This is a genomic window from Bacillus sp. FSL R12-0074 (genome assembly GCF_038005725.1).
In the GTDB taxonomy this organism is placed as follows: domain Bacteria; phylum Bacillota; class Bacilli; order Bacillales; family Bacillaceae_G; genus Bacillus_A; species Bacillus_A mycoides.
The window spans coordinates 1,058,214-1,075,545 of record NZ_JBBOTR010000001.1 but is presented as its reverse complement, the minus strand read 5'-3'; the positions used below and the strand labels follow the sequence as shown (position 1 = coordinate 1,075,545).

Annotated in this window: 22 protein-coding genes; 9 read left to right on the top strand and 13 right to left on the bottom strand. The window is 33.3% G+C overall.

From position 1 onward, the window contains the following. The first annotated feature begins 166 nt into the window (after window positions 1-166). On the top strand, window positions 167-352 hold the full coding sequence (locus NSS97_RS05535) for a YhzD family protein (protein ID WP_000539551.1): 186 nt from the start codon (window positions 167-169) through the stop codon (window positions 350-352). A 26-nt stretch (window positions 353-378) separates the two neighbouring features. Here NSS97_RS05535 and NSS97_RS05530 read toward each other — a convergent pair whose 3' ends face one another. After that, on the bottom strand, window positions 379-741 hold the full coding sequence (locus NSS97_RS05530) for a hypothetical protein (protein ID WP_002064091.1): 363 nt from the start codon (window positions 739-741) through the stop codon (window positions 379-381). Window positions 742-893: 152 nt separating this feature from the next. Here NSS97_RS05530 and NSS97_RS05525 point away from each other — a divergent pair, with 152 nt between their 5' ends. Next, window positions 894-1,034 carry a YflJ family protein gene (locus NSS97_RS05525; RefSeq protein WP_000273535.1) on the top strand — a complete coding sequence of 47 codons (141 nt, stop codon included), beginning with the start codon at window positions 894-896 and terminating at the stop codon, window positions 1,032-1,034. A 40-nt stretch (window positions 1,035-1,074) separates the two neighbouring features. Here the strand turns inward: NSS97_RS05525 and NSS97_RS05520 are convergent, their stop codons facing one another. The 4 genes from NSS97_RS05520 to NSS97_RS05505 all read right to left on the bottom strand — a co-directional run bounded on the left by NSS97_RS05520 (window position 1,075) and on the right by NSS97_RS05505 (window position 4,063). Continuing rightward, window positions 1,075-1,491, bottom strand: a complete 417-nt coding sequence (locus tag NSS97_RS05520; protein ID WP_002140696.1) for a hypothetical protein — start codon at window positions 1,489-1,491, stop codon at window positions 1,075-1,077. A gap of 122 nt (window positions 1,492-1,613) precedes the next feature. After that, window positions 1,614-2,048: a hypothetical protein gene (locus tag NSS97_RS05515; RefSeq protein WP_016101665.1), complete on the bottom strand. Its 435-nt coding sequence runs from the start codon at window positions 2,046-2,048 to the stop codon at window positions 1,614-1,616. Between the two features lie 163 nt (window positions 2,049-2,211). Then, window positions 2,212-2,856 carry a response regulator gene (locus tag NSS97_RS05510; RefSeq protein WP_002087211.1) on the bottom strand — a complete coding sequence of 215 codons (645 nt, stop codon included), beginning with the start codon at window positions 2,854-2,856 and terminating at the stop codon, window positions 2,212-2,214. Continuing rightward, window positions 2,846-4,063 carry a histidine kinase gene (locus tag NSS97_RS05505; protein ID WP_107887129.1) on the bottom strand — a complete coding sequence of 406 codons (1,218 nt, stop codon included), beginning with the start codon at window positions 4,061-4,063 and terminating at the stop codon, window positions 2,846-2,848. The genes NSS97_RS05510 and NSS97_RS05505 overlap by 11 nt, the downstream gene beginning before the upstream one ends. 361 nt (window positions 4,064-4,424) lie before the next feature. Between NSS97_RS05505 and NSS97_RS05500 the strand changes: the two genes are divergently transcribed. The 4 genes from NSS97_RS05500 (at window position 4,425) to NSS97_RS05485 (ending at window position 7,881) form a co-directional block, all read left to right on the top strand. Beyond that, a complete protein-coding gene (locus NSS97_RS05500; RefSeq protein WP_341111875.1) occupies window positions 4,425-5,414 on the top strand; it encodes a zinc-dependent alcohol dehydrogenase family protein in 990 nt (329 codons plus the stop codon). A gap of 164 nt (window positions 5,415-5,578) precedes the next feature. Beyond that, window positions 5,579-6,259, top strand: a complete 681-nt coding sequence (locus NSS97_RS05495) for a FadR/GntR family transcriptional regulator (protein ID WP_016093163.1) — start codon at window positions 5,579-5,581, stop codon at window positions 6,257-6,259. 76 nt (window positions 6,260-6,335) lie between these two features. After that, window positions 6,336-7,520, top strand: a complete 1,185-nt coding sequence (locus tag NSS97_RS05490; RefSeq protein WP_107887131.1) for an MFS transporter — start codon at window positions 6,336-6,338, stop codon at window positions 7,518-7,520. Window positions 7,521-7,575: 55 nt separating this feature from the next. Then, window positions 7,576-7,881 carry a hypothetical protein gene (locus NSS97_RS05485; RefSeq protein WP_002188590.1) on the top strand — a complete coding sequence of 102 codons (306 nt, stop codon included), beginning with the start codon at window positions 7,576-7,578 and terminating at the stop codon, window positions 7,879-7,881. A 459-nt stretch (window positions 7,882-8,340) separates the two neighbouring features. Here the strand turns inward: NSS97_RS05485 and NSS97_RS05480 are convergent, their stop codons facing one another. From NSS97_RS05480 to NSS97_RS05465, 4 genes are all read right to left on the bottom strand, one after another. Next, a complete protein-coding gene (locus NSS97_RS05480; RefSeq protein ID WP_000637510.1) occupies window positions 8,341-8,652 on the bottom strand; it encodes a YbjQ family protein in 312 nt (103 codons plus the stop codon). 93 nt (window positions 8,653-8,745) lie between these two features. Then, the gene (locus NSS97_RS05475; protein WP_341111872.1) at window positions 8,746-8,973 is read right to left on the bottom strand and encodes a DUF4028 family protein; all 228 of its coding nucleotides are present in this window, start codon (window positions 8,971-8,973) and stop codon (window positions 8,746-8,748) included. A gap of 320 nt (window positions 8,974-9,293) precedes the next feature. Then, window positions 9,294-9,824 (bottom strand): general stress protein, encoded by a 531-nt coding sequence (locus NSS97_RS05470; RefSeq protein ID WP_002011077.1) that lies wholly within the window; start codon window positions 9,822-9,824, stop codon window positions 9,294-9,296. A 36-nt stretch (window positions 9,825-9,860) separates the two neighbouring features. Further along, entirely contained in the window at window positions 9,861-10,001 is a 141-nt protein-coding gene (locus NSS97_RS05465) for a hypothetical protein (protein WP_002011076.1), read from the bottom strand. A gap of 222 nt (window positions 10,002-10,223) precedes the next feature. On the opposite strand from NSS97_RS05465, the gene NSS97_RS05460 reads away from it, so the two are divergent. The 3 genes from NSS97_RS05460 to NSS97_RS05450 all read left to right on the top strand — a co-directional run bounded on the left by NSS97_RS05460 (window position 10,224) and on the right by NSS97_RS05450 (window position 14,244). Next, the gene (locus tag NSS97_RS05460; RefSeq protein ID WP_002140683.1) at window positions 10,224-10,475 is read left to right on the top strand and encodes a hypothetical protein; all 252 of its coding nucleotides are present in this window, start codon (window positions 10,224-10,226) and stop codon (window positions 10,473-10,475) included. A 204-nt stretch (window positions 10,476-10,679) separates the two neighbouring features. Further along, window positions 10,680-13,370, top strand: coding sequence for a response regulator (locus NSS97_RS05455; protein WP_107887133.1), 2,691 nt, complete (start codon window positions 10,680-10,682; stop codon window positions 13,368-13,370). Window positions 13,371-13,386: 16 nt separating this feature from the next. Continuing rightward, window positions 13,387-14,244 carry a CheR family methyltransferase gene (locus NSS97_RS05450; protein WP_088292362.1) on the top strand — a complete coding sequence of 286 codons (858 nt, stop codon included), beginning with the start codon at window positions 13,387-13,389 and terminating at the stop codon, window positions 14,242-14,244. A 39-nt stretch (window positions 14,245-14,283) separates the two neighbouring features. On the opposite strand, the gene NSS97_RS05445 is transcribed toward NSS97_RS05450, so the two are convergent. From NSS97_RS05445 to rsbW, 4 genes are all read right to left on the bottom strand, one after another. Next, the gene (locus tag NSS97_RS05445) at window positions 14,284-15,426 is read right to left on the bottom strand and encodes a SpoIIE family protein phosphatase (RefSeq protein WP_107887134.1); all 1,143 of its coding nucleotides are present in this window, start codon (window positions 15,424-15,426) and stop codon (window positions 14,284-14,286) included. A gap of 173 nt (window positions 15,427-15,599) precedes the next feature. Beyond that, on the bottom strand, window positions 15,600-16,040 hold the full coding sequence (locus NSS97_RS05440) for a ferritin-like domain-containing protein (RefSeq protein ID WP_107887135.1): 441 nt from the start codon (window positions 16,038-16,040) through the stop codon (window positions 15,600-15,602). A 69-nt stretch (window positions 16,041-16,109) separates the two neighbouring features. Next, window positions 16,110-16,886 (bottom strand): RNA polymerase sigma factor SigB, encoded by a 777-nt coding sequence (gene sigB / locus NSS97_RS05435; protein ID WP_002188580.1) that lies wholly within the window; start codon window positions 16,884-16,886, stop codon window positions 16,110-16,112. Then, window positions 16,849-17,331 (bottom strand): anti-sigma B factor RsbW, encoded by a 483-nt coding sequence (gene rsbW / locus NSS97_RS05430; RefSeq protein ID WP_044444093.1) that lies wholly within the window; start codon window positions 17,329-17,331, stop codon window positions 16,849-16,851. Before rsbW ends, sigB begins: the two co-directional genes overlap by 38 nt. Window position 17,332 lies beyond the last annotated feature (1 nt).

Sequence of the window (17,332 nt, the reverse complement as noted above, 5' to 3'; positions counted from 1 at the left end):
ATAACGATCCTTTCTTTTTCCGTACTTTACTACGAATAGTAAATCTAGTGCTCATAAAACTTTCCTTTTATTTTACCACGCAATGTCATATATTTCTTTGCATATTCTATTGATTTATGCCAAAATAGTTATAAGATTCTGATTTTAATTATTGGAGGGAATTTTCATGGGAGTATACGTTCTAACAGTCTTTGAAAAAGATGGTTCTAAAGCATTAGACGAATCATTCGAGGCAGCAACTGAAAAAGAAGCGAAAGCAAAAGGTGAATCTATTTTACAAGAAAAAGGATTGTACGAAAAAACACATCGCTGCACATCTTCTGCAGGTAAGCTCGTTTTATTCCAGCGCTAAAAAAAGAAGCGTCATCCGCTTCTTTTTCACTCTACTATATCTTCGTCACACCACGTAAACACCACATCTAGAATGCGATTACCGATACGTACGCGTTTATTCCATTTACCTGTTTGGATCTGATGTTGCAATTCCGCTTTCATCTTTTCCGTCCAGTCGTGAATCGTGTCACTACGGTCGTACGGATATACGCCTGGAAACTCTTCCTGCAGAAGATGCAAGCTCTCTGCATCAAAATGAAAATGGAAGAAGTAGTTTGCTGTAAGCGATGGTTCTTGTAATCGTAAAAAATGATCATCAACTTGCTTTCTATTTCTATAGAAAGTAAAGATATTCACTTTACCGCTCGTAATTTGGTCAATTTGAATTTCGTGCTTCTCTATAATCACGTCTTGCCCACCTCGTTGTATACTATCCTTAGTATATATGTCTTTTGCAACAAAGTTAACCATTTTCGCGCGAAATTCATTTCCTTCATTATATTACCCGTACCTCCAAGTACAATCAGGACAAATAAACAAAGTTGAAGGGGAGCGATCACATGTATTTCGGAAGCAAAGGTTGGTATGTAAAAGAACTTAAAAAATTAGGGATTCGTACTTACGAAGGTAAAAAACTAGAATCTTATCGTACACATATTTTATCTAGTTTACTTGAGAGAATGAAGAAAGCTTCGGCTTAATAGATGTAGGAAGCGACTACGGTTGCTTCCTTTTTATTTACTAAATAAAAAGGAAATCATCATACCTTAACTTTACCGTTATACTTCCTTGATAGAAACCGCCCATTATCAACTGAATCTCTATTACCGAATACTCTTCCAGATAATCATTTGTATATATTTTAAATTCTCCATACTTATTAACCGGTCCGCTTCCAACATACATATCGCCACTCGTTATGACAATTGTTGAATGAGGTTCTGCACGGCCCAATACACAATTATCACCATATTCCACAGAATCTATCGTTATTTTTTGATGCATATTATTAACTGAACCTATACAGTTCTTATTACACAAATTAACATCTCTTTCTTCAGCCCTCGATAGCGCTCGATTCCTACTAGTCTTTTCTGAAGAGAAAGCAACATTCCCCAGCCAACTAAACCTATCAAATGTAGTAATAGGTAGAAACATCTACGTTAACTCCCCCATTCTTCCAATACTTCCATCTCATTTTTTATCAACTACGGTCTTTTAATGAACTTACAGCAATACGTTTTATGTTGGGGTAAAAGAAAACAGCTTTGGTTTTCCATTCAATTTCGCACTGTTAATTTGTACAGAACACATAGAATACTGTTTTTCACCCCAGATGTAATGACAACACCACACAAAAGAAACCACGATCCATTAAATGTAAATCCACCTTCAAATATATTAATAATAATTATGTTGCCAATTATTAAGAGAATCCATGAAATGGAATACTGTTTTCCATTTGTAATATATAAAATTTCATCCTCATAACAGACTGTAATTCCCCCACCTTGCCAAACACCAATAGCAAAAGAAAAAAGCGTAACTGCCAGTAGCTCTGCTTGTAAATCCTTAGTTATTGGTTGCGGCGCCGTATAAGTAATAATCCCTATCATCATGAGAAAAGTTATAATATCTATCCAGTTTATTTTTCTTTGTTTGCTTTGCAGCCAAATAAAGAAAATTAATACAGGAATTAAAAGCAAAGTTTCCATTTAATTATTCTTCTTCCTTTCCTACATTAGAAACGTCTATAATTGTAATGCAATTAGATTGTTCTTAAATCTCTCATACTTTCTGAAGCATAACATGAGAAAGAAATAAAAAAATCGTACAAAAGGGCAAGCCTATAATGTACGATTGGGCATATATAATGTTTTAAAAATGAATTAACTTCCTTTCAATAGATACAGCTACTGCTTCTGACCGTGAATTAACACCTAATTTATTGTATATATTTGTTAAATATGCTTTTACCGTTCGCTCAGCTATTCCCATATCAAATGCAATTTCTTTATTCTTATATCCGCGCGCAATAGCTTTCAGCACAAACAATTCTTTAACCGTTAAGTTATTTTCTGCAACCTTATCAGCATGTACTTCTTTCCTTTTATACTTCACTATCTTTTCCATAATATTTGGTTGTAGTAAAATCTCACCTCGAATAGCCGCTTCCAATGTTCGAAACAAATTCTCACGATCCGTATCTTTTAGCAAATATCCTTTTGCCCCTAACTCAATTCCCTTTAACATTAATTCATCTTCGTTATAAGTAGTTAATATAATAATCGGCGTATGGTTTTGTTTTTCATTCAAAGCCTCAATTGTTTCTAAACCACTCATTTTAGGCATATTCAAATCCATTAAAATGACATCAGGTTTCTTCTTTTCTATGAAAGAAAGGGCTTCTTCTCCGTTTGCAGCCTCACCTATAATTTGAAATGAATCACTCGTTTCTATTATTAATTTCAGACCTTCTCTTACAACGAAATGATCATCTACAATTAATACGTTATGTTTCATGGCTATCTCCTTCTTTATTTATAGGCACTTGAATATACACTTTCGTACCTTTCATCTTTTCACTCAATATATGTATTTCTCCCTTAATCAATCGAACACGCTCATTTAGACCAATTAAACCATAATGTCCAGGATTCTTACCGATATATCCAGTGTCAAACCCAATTCCATTATCTTCAACTTCTATAGTAAGTTTTTCAATGTTATCGATATATTCAACATTTAAATTTACATCTGCTGCCTGTGAATGTTTTGCGATATTCGTTAAACATTCACTAATTACATATAAGCAGTGCTCTTTTACTACGCTTGAAATATACGGTGGACTTTGGATAGTAAATCTCACATGTATAGACGTAGCTTCAGAAAAACGTTGAATCTCTTCTTTTACTGCTCCATTAAATGAATTAGTAGTATGACGCAAATCATCAATAACCAACCTTGCATCATGTAAAGTTTGTCTCGCTCTTATCATAGTTTGTTTCATAATCTCTTGAGATCGTCCTGTATTCCCTTTTTGCATATGGGCATCTATCGCTTCCAATTGCATAATTAAGCTTGCTAAACCTTGCGCTAACGTATCATGTAAATCCCTTGCCATACGCTGCCTTTCATTAGCTAATGTCAATTCTTCCACTCTCATATATGCAGACTCTAACTCTTGAATATAGCTTTGTATACGATTACGTGCATCAAATTGCTGCTTATTAATATAAGAAAAAGGAATAATAATTGCTAACACTAAAAGAAACATAGAGATAAGAATAGCTAATTTATTCACACCATAATTGATACTAATTGCAGCACAAAATATTGCATACATAAGAGTAAAAAATGCCATTACTTTAAATATATTGTTATAAACATATAAACTTTGGGCGATTAAAATAGGAGTTAATCCAACAAAAATCGCTATCGAAGCATTTGTTGCAATAAATGCAGCCAAAAACACAATGAAAAGTTGTACAAAAAAGAAGTACAACAATTGCCTATTTTTTAATGAACTCGCATACCAATGAAAAATAGTATGAATAACAATGACTATTGTAAAGAAAAAACTATCCATAGAGAAAATATTATTACGAAATTCTAAAAGCATTGAAGCTATATATACGAGTGTAACCCATAAAATAATAAACCTTCTTGGAATAAATACCACTTCCAATACATTTGTATCCAAATCTATATTTAAACTTATTTTTTTCATATCTGACCTCCACTATTACATTATACAAGATGCAACTTACATTTTGATAAAGTGAAGGCTTTTACATACAGCCCGACTCCCACAAATAGCGGGATAAGTCACTGATTCCTCTTCATCCTCATTACCAAATACAAATATGAAATATTGTATATCGAAATGCATTGATGTTTATGTAAGATTATTATTCAGCAATCCATACAATGCTACATAATTAATGTATATTTTAAAAGTTTGCACAATCAAAATCTCCTCAAAGTATAAACGACGACTTTCTGTTCCCTTTTATTTAGTGCTAATGAAATAATCATTTAAACCAAAAATGCTATAATTAACCCAATCAAACTAAGGGGGAACGTTTATCTTGCACGGAAAATACATTCAATTTCATGAGTTTGGTCACCCAAAAGATGTATTACAAGTTGAATATAAAAATATAGAACCATTAAAAGATAATGAAGTTTTAGTTCGTATGTTAGTTAGACCGATTAATCCATCTGACTTAATTCCCGTAACCGGAGCGTATGCACATAGAATCCCTTTACCTAACATCCCTGGTTATGAAGGTGTTGGTATTGTAGAAGATGTAGGCGCGGGCGTTACTAGAGATCTTATCGGTAAACGTGTTTTACCTTTACGCGGAGAAGGTACTTGGCAAGAGTTCGTTACAACATCAGCTGATTTTGTAGTTCCTATTCCTGATTCCATCGATGATTTCACAGCGGCACAAATGTATATTAATCCCCTTACGGCGTGGGTCACATGCACAGAAACGCTAAACTTAAAACAAAATGATGTTTTATTAGTGAATGCTTGTGGATCCGCTATTGGGCATCTTTTTGCTCAGTTATCACAAATTTTAAACTTCCGATTAATTGCTGTTACGAGAAATAATAAGCATACAGAAGAATTACTGCGCCTCGGTGCCGAATATGTAATTGATACTTCCACTGCCCCGCTTTATGAAACCGTTATGGAATTAACAAACGGGCTTGGTGCAGATGCAGCGATTGATTCTATCGGGGGACCGGATGGAAATGAATTAGCTTTCTCCTTACGTCCAAATGGGCGCTTTTTAACTATCGGCCTTCTATCAGGTATACAAGTAAACTGGTCAGAGATTGTCACGAAAGCAAAGGTGCACGCGAATATATTTCATTTACGACATTGGAATAAAGAAGTATCACCATATAAATGGCAAGAAACGTTTCGTCACTTAATTCGCCTAGTGGAAAATAAGCAATTACGTTTTATGACGGTACATTCTACATATGACTTAGCGGATGTGAAAACAGCGGTTGATGTCGTGCAGTCTGCTGAGAAAACGAAGGGGAAAGTGTTTTTGACGAGTTAGTAAATGCTATTGAAAGATCTATTTTGATTGATTTTTTCAAAATAGATTTTTTTATGTCTTATAAACCCTATTTTAGTATCCCGGCTTCCACTACCTAAAAAATAACATTGTCAACAGAACTTAAATTGGTTATCATAAAAGCGAATATAACAGGAGATGAGCAGATGAATATAAACGAAAAGAAATCTTTTTCAAAAGTTTCTCGGCGGAAATTAGTCGATGAAGTGTTGGAACGTCTACAAGAGAAAATCTTTTCTGGCGAGTATGAAGTTGGCGATCGCCTCCCTACAGAGCCGCAATTAATGGAAGAGTTAGGAGTAGGACGTTCAACGCTGCGAGAAAGCATAAAGATATTAGTACATGCTGGCATATTAGAGGTTCGACAAGGACAAGGTACTCGTATTGTCTCACTCAATACAACGCAAGATTCATTTGAAAAACGACTGCAAGCAGCTAATATTAATCATGTGTATGAAGCAAGAAATATGTTAGATAAAGAAGTAGCGATGTTAGCGGCACAGCGCCGAAGTGAAGAAGATCTTTTATACTTAAAAGGACATTTGAATAAAAGAAAACATGCCCTTCAAGAAGGAAATTATGTAGCATACATAGATGCAGACATTCAGTTTCATCTAGCAATTGCAAAGGCGAGCAAAAACGAAGTTCTACTTGATTTGTATCAATCTTTCGTACCTGCCCTTCGCCACATTTTAAGCCAATTAATATTAAATACAGTGAACTATGAAGATAACTCTGAAATTCATGAAAAATTATTCCAAGCTATTTTAAAACAAAATGCCGAAGAGGCACGAACATACGCCGTTCAAAATTTGGAGCTGAAATAAGCTCCTTATATATTACACTTAAACATCAGATGATATACTCAATAACATCTGATGTTTATGAGAGGAGAAAATCAAATTGAAACATCAAGGACGAACTTATTTGTATATACTAGCACTATTTTTTGTTTCCATTAATTTACGTATCGGAATTACATCTATTTCACCTTTATTAGAAACCATCCGACAAGACTTAAATATAAGCAATTTTTCCGTTAGTTTTTTAACAGCTATTCCTGTTTTTTGTATGGGGACATTCGCCTTACTGACTGGGAAGGTAATTAAAAAATATGGGGCAGAAAAAGCAATTATGGCTTGTCTTATTTTAATTGGCTTTGCTACATGTATGAGGGCTTTTACCTCTTCCATTTCCACATTATTCGCGAGCTCTTTATTTATCGGCATTGGAATTGCACTTGCAGGTCCGTTACTATCAGGTTTTATTAAAGAAAAATTCCCTACGAAAATCGGCTTAATGATTGGAATATATTCAGTAGGTATGGGGACTGGCGCTTCTTTAAGTGCAGGGTTAACGATTCCTTTACAACATGTATTAAAAGACGATTGGAATATGGCACTCGCTTTTTGGGGTGTACTTACTATTATCGCTATTATATTTTGGTATCCGGTTATGAAACGAAAAAAGAATACGAGTACACAAGATAAAAAGAATAATAGTTTACCTTTAAGAAATAAAAAAGCATGGTTGTTCACAATCTTTTTCGGACTACAATCAGGAATCTTTTATTCCATTACGACTTGGCTTGCGCCGGCAAATCAAAGTATGGGTGTGAGTAGCGAACACGCGGGTACTCTTATAACTGTTTTTACAGTGATTCAAATGATATGTAGCTTTTTAATTCCAACATTAGCAGATATTTATAAAAACCGCGCACTTTGGTTATTAGGGAGTATATGCTTCGTACTCGTAGGTTTATCGCTTATGATTTACCCACTAACTACACCATGGATCCCTTCTATTTTGCTAGGTATCGGGCTCGGCGGCGTATTTCCACTCGCTCTCATGCTACCGCTATATGAAACAAAAACTTCAGAAGATGCGAGTGCATGGACTGCTATGATGCAGTCCGGAGGATACATTATGGGCGGATTCATTCCTGTCCTAGCAGGAATCGCTCGTGACTATTTTGATGGTTATACGCAAGTTTTTATTATAATGGCACTTTTAAGCTTCATTTTATTCCTATTAACTTTAGTCATGAATAAAAGGAAAAGAAATGCAGAAGATCTTGTCTCCGCTTAAATTTAAAATGTTAATATATGGTGTAATTTAATTAAAAACGAAAGGAGCTTCTAACATGTGGTTCATTTCGGCAATCGCGCCTGTTGTAATAGTTGGTGGAATTGTAGTATTTGTAATTAAAAGATTGGAACATAAATATAAGAACGGAAAATTAGGTAAGAAAAAATCTCAAAAAGCTCAACTGTTATTAGATAGTTTCATACCTATGGGAATGCTTGTTGGCTGTATGATTGGTTTGATTTTCGGTATGTTTTTTCCGGATTCCTCACTACTTTCCATTAGTTTAGGATCTGGAATAGGCTATTTATTTGGTTATTTCGCCTATGAAATTTATAGCAAGACAGGTAATGAGTTTTCATAATCCAAAAGAAATAAGTGAGGACAGTACATAGTAGCCATATACAATATGTACTGTCCTTTATTTTTGCATCAACACTATCACCTTCCCTTTCATATCCTATACACCTTTTGTATTGATTTCCCTCTCCTTATCTCAAATAACAATTTTATTATTTATCATAAAGTTAACACTCTCGTTAAACATATATAAAGATTGTTGTATTTCTTACTTTTCTCCTTGAAAACAATATATACTACATTTGAAATAAGCGGGTACGTCTGCTTATTATCTAAATTCCCGTGCAATACCCCCTCACGAAATGCTAGGAGCAATCCTAGCATTTTTTAGTACATCCGCCCTCATCTTATTTTTTCCACTTATAAAAATCCGTCCACTCTTCTTCATTTTAACTTTAATCACGAAACAAAAAAATCCCCTCAAAGCATAAGCTTCAAGGGGTGAGCCTGTATTTTTACTTACTTATATACGTACAGCTGTACCACTTACAGCAACCATTAACATTCCATCACGAACAACCTCGTAATCTACGTCAATACCAACGATAGCGTTCGCACCTTTTTGTTTTGCAAGTTCTTTCATTTCATCCATTGCGATATCACGAGCTTCTTTTAGCTTGCTTTCATAAGAACCAGCACGGCCACCGACAACATCACGAACTGAAGCAAATAAATCACGAACAATATTTGCACCCATAATAGCTTCACCATTTACAATATCAATATACTCAATAATCTCTTTACCTTGGATTCCAGACGTTGTTGTTACAATCATGACTGACACTCTCCTAATAACTTATAGTTTTTTGATTAACTTTCTTATGTCTTTATTATGACATGAAAAAAGTAACGAATCTATTCAATTACCTTACATGAATGTGACAGTTTTGTAAGAATGAAGCGCTTTAATCTCGGGATACACAAATGATTCTCTATTTTCTTTCCAGTCCTTTTCTACTTCTTTAAAGGTTGGTCGCCCTAATTCTTCATTGTTTTCATGTTTACTAAACCATTTCTTCACATACTTCTCTCCATTTTTATTTTGAACCATACAAAGGAAACTATTACTACTATCCTTTAATATTTTTACAATCACGAAAAGACACCTCTTTCCTTTTCAATAAAGTGAAACTTTAATCAGTGGGGGTTTTGTTCATCCCCCACTGATTATCAGCCCTCACCAATCGGGCTTTTACGGGCAGCCCGACCCCCACCTAACTTCTTTGCTTTCGCTGAATTTTGAGGTGGGGATCTTACTGCCCACAAATAGCGGGATAACAGAATAGAACTTGATCTTTTACTATAAGCCCTTCCTCTCTTATAGTCATACGACTCCTCGGCCGCGCCAAAGTTGTAAGATCAAAAAACGATATTCACTATGTTTACATTTTGCATAATTGATATGTGAAGTAAATATTATTTAAAGAAATCAGAGTTATAGGCATTATGCTTATCAAATATTTTATAGATTTCTAACTTATCATCTAATTTTGCATCTACTAAAATTAATATATTTCCATCGTAAATGTATTCTTCATATTTCTTAGCATGTTCTTCAGGAATTCCTAATCCGATAAATGCTCCTATTAAACTTCCAGCTCCTCCGCCAATACCGGCTCCTCCAATAGCTGCTGCGATAGGTCCCGCTGCTACGATTGGACCCATTCCAGAAACGGCAAGTATACCAAGACCTGTTAATAAACCACCGAGTCCGCCTGCTACTCCTCCTGCCACAAGCCCTGTCGCTGAAAAGATATCCGCTTTATGTGCCGTTTCACTATTCACTTTTTCACCCGATTTTTCTTCCAGATGTTCAATTTCCTTTTGATCCTTCGCAATAGCTGAAATGTTACCCGCCGAGTATCCTTTATCTTTTAATTCATTAATAACGAATGCCGCATCATCAATTGTTCTAAAAATACCTACTATTTTTCTATCTACATCCATAACTATTAACCTCCTAAAGTTTTATATAATGTATCTTTATCTTTCTTCATTTCTGTATACACTAACCTTCTTATTAACATAACCATTTACGAAAAAAGCGAATAGTAACAGCATTACAAGCGAACTACTTAACAAGTAAATTAAATCAAATGTAATATCAATCATCATTTCATTCATGTATACCAGACTCCTTTTTATTTAAAGTAAAAGTATATTTTTATAGACTAGAAATCTTACAATTCATCTTCAGTCAATCTCTTTGTAGTATATGTATACCCTTTGTAACCCTTTCTAAACGTAAAAAACTATAATTATATTTTTTCTTATTTATATGTTTAACATTTTTTAAAACGGGTATGTTTATATTGTTATGCTTACTATACAGAAAGGAATATTTCGATGAATGCAATCCAATCTACTACTATTCTTTATAATGAAACACCTACAATAAAGCAGATTCATCATTTTTATGCTTTAATGACAACATTTCAAACTAATTTATTTATAAGTAAACATGGAACACTTACTTCTATTAAAAGCTTAAGCACATTAATATCCTTTTTCCTTACTGTAAAAAAGAGAGAGCTTGTATTATTTATCTTTGAAGGAATAGATGCAAAAAAAGCTTTAAGCACACTCTTTCCTTCTTAAAAGTTTTATTATCCCCCTATTCCCTCGATCGTTACTTTTCATATATGTTTATATTTCAAAATGATTTCCTCTATTCAAAACGAGACCCCCTTATACAATAGGGGGATTTCTAGTTTGGCCTTATGAAAACTGATATAATATATATTACGTTTTTCATTCTTTACAATAGAAAACTTTGAATAACCTTGAAGGTAGGAATTTTTAATGAAATCGAAAGCAAAATTTAGTATTCGCTACAAAATTATGGCTGGTTATTTAGTTATGATTTTGTTCTTACTTATTTCTTTCATTATGTTAAACAATGAGATTTCCAATTTACAAAAATCTCGTAATTTTATTATTGATCACGATTTTAAAGTTCTTAATTTAACGAATCAAGTGGAGAAAGAATTGCTAACAATTGAAAATAAAGCGAAAGGATTTATTACTTCTAATGATGCAAATTACGTGCAATCCCTTAACACTGCGGAAAAGGATTACGAAAAACATTATCAAGATCTTTTGGCTCTATTAGAGGATAACCCCTCTCAGCAAGAAAAATTAAAACAGATTAATGAAAACATCAATAGTTGGATTAATAAAGAGATTCACCCATTAATTACAAATCACAATAGTAATAACATACAAGCAATTGACACGACTCAAATTCAGTCATTACAATCGCAGCTAACTAACTTCCGTGGTGTAGAGGAGCAACTAACGAAAAAAAGAGCTGCACAATTAGATACTGAAAATAATAAATTAGAGATTTGGTTATACAGTTTATTGTTCTTACTTTCTTGTATTTCTATTATCATTTCACTCTATATTTCGAATTCCATTACAAAAACGATTAAAAACGTAATTCAAGCTATTAAATCCATTTCTTCTAAAGAAAAAATTACTGAAAGAATTCATGTAAACACGCGGGATGAAATAAAAGAGCTTGCTCATACAACGAACCACCTACTAGACGAAATATCTAAAAGAGAGTGGTTACAAACCGAGCTTGCAGAATTAATTTTAATGTATCAAGGTATACCTTCTATTGAGATGTTAGGTAAAAAAATTCTTAGTGGAGTTATACAAAAAACGCAAACCTCTTGCGGTGCATTCTATGTACGTGAAGAAATTGAAGAAACTGTCTACTATGTAAAGAAAGCTTCTTTCGCTGATCAAGGTGCTGATATTGGAAAACAATCCATTAAAATGGGTGAAGGTTTAATTGGGCAATGTGCTTTAGAAAAACAAAGCTTTATTCTTCGAGAAATACCAGAAGAATTTCGTTATGTCACTAGCGGCTTATTAGAAATACGCCCTCAAAACCTACTAGTCGTCCCTATCTTATTTGAAGATGAAGTGATCGCAGTAATGGAGTTAGTAAGTGTAACTGAGATTTCAGACTTACATCAAGATTTAATTCAACAAACCGTTGATAACCTAGGTCTAACCATCCATAGTATTATGGGACGTATGCGAATTCAAACTCTTTTACATGAATCACAAGCAATGACAGAAGAGTTGCAAGTTCAATCAGAAGAATTACAAACGCAAGCTGAAGAACTACAAATGCAAGCCGAAGAATTAAGAACAACTAATGAACAACTAGAGTCTAGAACTGAAGAGGCCGAGCAAAAGACAGCTGACTTACAAATTACTAAATCAGAATTAGAAGAAAAAGCAAGTGAAATATTACGTAGCTCAAAATACAAATCAGAATTCCTAGCAAATATGTCACATGAATTACGCACACCGTTAAATAGTATTTTACTATTATCTGAAATGTTAAGAGAAAATCATGATAATCATTTATCCGATGATGAAATTGAATTAGCAACCGTCATTCATTCATCAGGGAAAGATTTACTTACTTTAATTAATGACATACTAGATTTATCTAAAGTAGAAGCTGGGAAACTAGATGTTATTTTTGAAGCAACGAACATAAGTGACATGGCAGCAAATATGCATCAAAACTTTTTACATATAGCTGCACAAAAAAATGTCGAATTTACTATTGAAGACAGTGATATTATTCCTGATTTATTTTATACAGATGCAAAGCGGATTGAGCAAATTATTAAAAACTTATTATCCAATGCATTTAAATTCACGGAAAAAGGATCCGTCTCTTTACATTTCGATCCGATAGAAACAACCAATTTGAGTAATGAAATGCAGTCTATAAGTAATGATTGGATTACAATTTCAGTAAAAGATACTGGTATTGGTATCGCTACAGAACAGCATCAACTTATTTTCGAAGCTTTTCAACAGGCAGATGGAGCAACGATTCGGAAATATGGTGGTACAGGCTTAGGATTATCTATTTGTAAAGAGTTTGCTAGATTATTAGGCGGTTGGATTACGTTAGAGAGTAATTTAGGAGAAGGCAGTACTTTCACAGTATATATTCCTAACCTTCCAAATGGGTTAAATGATATACAGTTATCCAATTTAGAAGTCGCAGCAACGATAGATGACATTATTCCTGTTGAAGTTGTTGAGGAAACTATAGTTACTCCAGAAACAAATAACGTCTTCCAAGAGAAAACTATTTTAATTGTCGATGATGATCATCGAAATATATTTGCATTACAAAATGCATTAGAAAAACAACATGCCAACATTATTACTGCACAAAATGGTATAGAGTGTTTAGAAATACTAAAAAGCAATAAAAATATTGACCTTATCTTAATGGATATTATGATGCCGAATATGGACGGTTATGACACGATGGAACATATCCGAATGAATTTAGGGTTACATGAAATACCTATTATCGCATTAACTGCTAAAGCAATGCCAAATGATAAAGAAAAATGTTTATCTGCTGGCGCTTCAGATTATATAAGTAAACCATTAAATTTACATCAACTCTATTCGGTAATGAGTGTATGGTTAATAAAATAAGTGAGGTTTAGTTTAAGTGGAAAATAAGTATTATAATTTTGATCCATCCGTAGATATGGATAAGCGTACGAACTTAGAAATTGAATTACTATTGGAAGCGGTATTTAAACTGTCAGGATTTGATTTTCGCCAATATGCTCGCACATCTATTTATAGAAGAATTTGTAATAGAATGCAGCTCTCTAATATCCCTACCATTTCAAAATTAATTGAAAAAGTAATTCATGAGGAAGGGTTTTTAGAACAGTTATTAAATGATTTCTCCATTAATGTAACTGAAATGTTTCGTAACCCTACTTTTTTTAAAGCGTTAAGAGAGCATGTTATTCCTGAATTAAAAAAGTATCCTGAAATTAGAATTTGGCATGCTGGATGCGCAACTGGTGAAGAAGTGTTATCAATGTCCATCTTACTTCACGAAGAAGGATTAAGTGAAAAAGCTGTTATTTACGCAACAGATATGAATACAAATGTGTTAGAAAAAGCAAAACAAGGCATCCTTCCGTTAAATAAAATGCAAACTTATACGAAAAACTATTTACAAGCTGGCGGTACACAAGCATTTTCTAACTATTATTCAACAGATAGTCGTTTTGCTTATTTTAATCCATCCCTGTTACAAAACATTATTTTTGCGCAACATAATTTAGTAACTGATCAGTCTTTTAACGAATTTCATATTATACTTTGCCGTAACGTTTTAATTTACTTTACGAGTAAACTTCAAAACCAAGTACAGCAACTATTTTATGAAAGCTTAGGTCACAATGGATTCCTATGTTTAGGAAATAAAGAAACTCTTCGTTTTTCAGGTATAATGCCGCATTATATCCAATTTAACCCTAACGAACAAATCTATCAAAAAATACAATAAAAAGCGTATGAAATCCTCTGTTTGGATTTCATACGCTTTTTATTTCGCATTCGTTTGTATCATAATTAAGCACATATCATCTGATTGTGTTTTCTTCTGTTCTTCCTTATAAAACCCTTCTATCTCTTCTTCTAAATCTCCCCATTTTCTTTCTGTAAAAGCACGTAATTTCTCTTCAGACTCAAATTCATCATTTGCAATTGCTTCAAGAACACCATCTGTAAATAATACAATTTGAGTGTTCTTCTCAAAAGGTATAACTGTCTTTTCAACTTTTATTTCATCAAAAAATCCTACCGCACAACTCCCGCGATTTAGTTCCACTACATTCTCTTCATCAACTAAAACGTATCCAGAAGGATGTCCTGCATTTACATATTCAATTGTTCTATTTTCTGTATTCACTACTAAGTATATTGCTGTAAAATAATATGGAATATTGTCATTCTCATTATGTAAAAGAGTCATATATTTATTTAAGTCTTTAATGACAAGTTCTGGATCAATTAAACATTTAATCGTTTCACGTAATACAGACGAAATAAACATACAAACTAATGAAGCAGATACACCATGTCCCATCACATCTAATAATATAATACCGTAGCGGTTTTCATCGATTTTATACCAATAATACATATCTCCAGCTAGTTTGAATGAAGGTAAGTAACTTGCTTCAATTTTTATATGATCTTCTCTTAATGGGCTACTTAATAAGTTTCTTTGTACTTGTGTAGCTAAATCTAATTCATTACGAAGATTTTCCTCTTGTTCTTTATGCCAATTCAATTCCGATTTCAAGCGTAATGCCACACGCATACGAGCTAACAATTCAACTTTATTTATAGGTTTCGTAATATAATCCATTGCGCCTATATCAAGCGCTTCAGCTAATTTATTCGCATCTTCTAAAGCTGTTACAAAAATAATAGGAATATCTTTAAACTTCTCCTCGTTTTGTAATCGCCTACAAACTTCAAGTCCATCAATCTCAGGCATCATAATATCTAATAGTATTAAATCAATTTCATTATGCCTGGAAGAATCTTTTCCAAAATGGATGTATTCGAAAAGCTCTTGTGCAGAATTAAGCGATACAAGATCCTGATATCCGGCTTGTTTTAAAATTTTTTCAATTACAAAGATGTTAACCGGATTATCATCGACAATTAAAATGGACACAAGTTATTTCCCCTTTTCTTATTTAAAATGTAAATCTATTATCATTTTCTATTTTTCTAGTATTGCATACTCAGTTATAAAATGAAAATTTCCTACTCAAACATATTTACACAGCAAAAGAACAAACCCCCTAGAAATGAGAGTTTGTTCTTTCACTCTATAAATTTCCACTTTTAATTTAACACCATTGCTTTGTCATTTAAAAGGCGATCTAATTCTTCCATATGATTTGTTTCATCTGCAATCATATCTTCTAACTTTACAACTAGCTCTGTCATATTTAATTTCGCTGCCTGTTCTTTTCTCGTTTCATAACGCTTAATTGTTGCATATTCTGATTGTCTAGCTTCTTCTAACATTTCTCTAACATCTTCTACTTGTTTCACTGGTAAAGGGATTGTAGTAGGTGTACCACCTAGCGTCTTAATTTTCTCCGCTAAATATAGGGCATGTCCTTGTTCATCACTAATTTCAGATTCAAAGAAAGGTTTTAACACTTGTCTATATATACCAGAAACTGTAGCTGCATTATGGTTATACATTATAATTGCCGAGTATTCTCCTGCTAAATCTTCATTCAATCCTTCGATTAGTTCTTTCACATCGTGTGACATTTTAATATCTCCTCCTATACTTAATAACTACCCCTTTTCTCATGTTTTAAACATAATTATTTAAAATTTTTATGTATCTAAAAACGCCGCTTGCTTCAATTTACTTATCGCTTGTCTTTTAATACGAGAAACGTGCATTTGTGAAATACCTAACCGTTCCCCTGTATCCTTTTGATTTAAATTTTCTCCAAATATATAATGAATAACACTCTTTTCCGTATCATTTAATACGTTAAAAATATCATCTAAAACGAGACGTCTTTCTGTCTGTTCATACCCTTGTTCTACTTCACCTACAGATTCAATTCTCGCTACCGAACTTCCATCAGATGAATTTTCAACTACATCATCTAAGGAAGATACTTGATAATTATTTTTAGCATCCATAATTTCTAGAACTTCCTCTTCGGATAGTCCTAAATGATTCGCAATCTCTATAATCTTCGGTGAACGTTGTAGGTGATCTGTTAGCTCCTCTATCGCAAGTTTAATTTTCCCGCCTAAATCTTTAATTCGCCTTGGAACATGAACGCCCCAAGTTTTATCACGTAAATACTTCTTTATTTCCCCTACTATCGTAGGTATTGCAAACGGTTCAAAAGCATTCCCTATCGAATAATCATACCTTCTTATTGCGCCTAAGAGCCCTAACATCCCTACTTGTATAATATCCTCATGCATCGGCCCACCTTTTGAATAGCGGTATGCAATGGAATATACGAGATTTTTATAGTGATTAACCAACCTTTCCTGTGCTTCATCACATTGGTTTTGTTGGAATTCTGCAATTAGTTTAATAACATCTTCTTTAGTAAGATTTGTAGGTTGAGATTGGATTTCCATCATTCTCCACCTGCTCTCTTTGTATATATTTTGTCATTAAAACTGTCATGCCCTCATCATGCATAATTTGTATATCATCCATTAACGTATTTATTAAATATAAACCTAAACCATTTTCCGGCAAATGTTCTACTGGTTTATTAATATCATACGGACCAACTTTACTTTTTAAGGTACTAAAATTAAAGCTAACCCCATTATCCGCAACCATAATTTCTAATCGATCTTCATATAGACCAAAGACAATTGTAATTTCTCCAACGTCTTCTTTATATGCATGTTGTACAATATTTGTACATGCTTCACTAATAGCAATTTTCATATCTTCTATATCGTCATAAGCAAAGCCCAATCGATTCGCAACACCAGCCATTGTTAAACGAATAATAGCCACATATTCTGCTTTTGCAGGAATTTTCATTTCTATCTTTTCAAATTTCTCCATCATC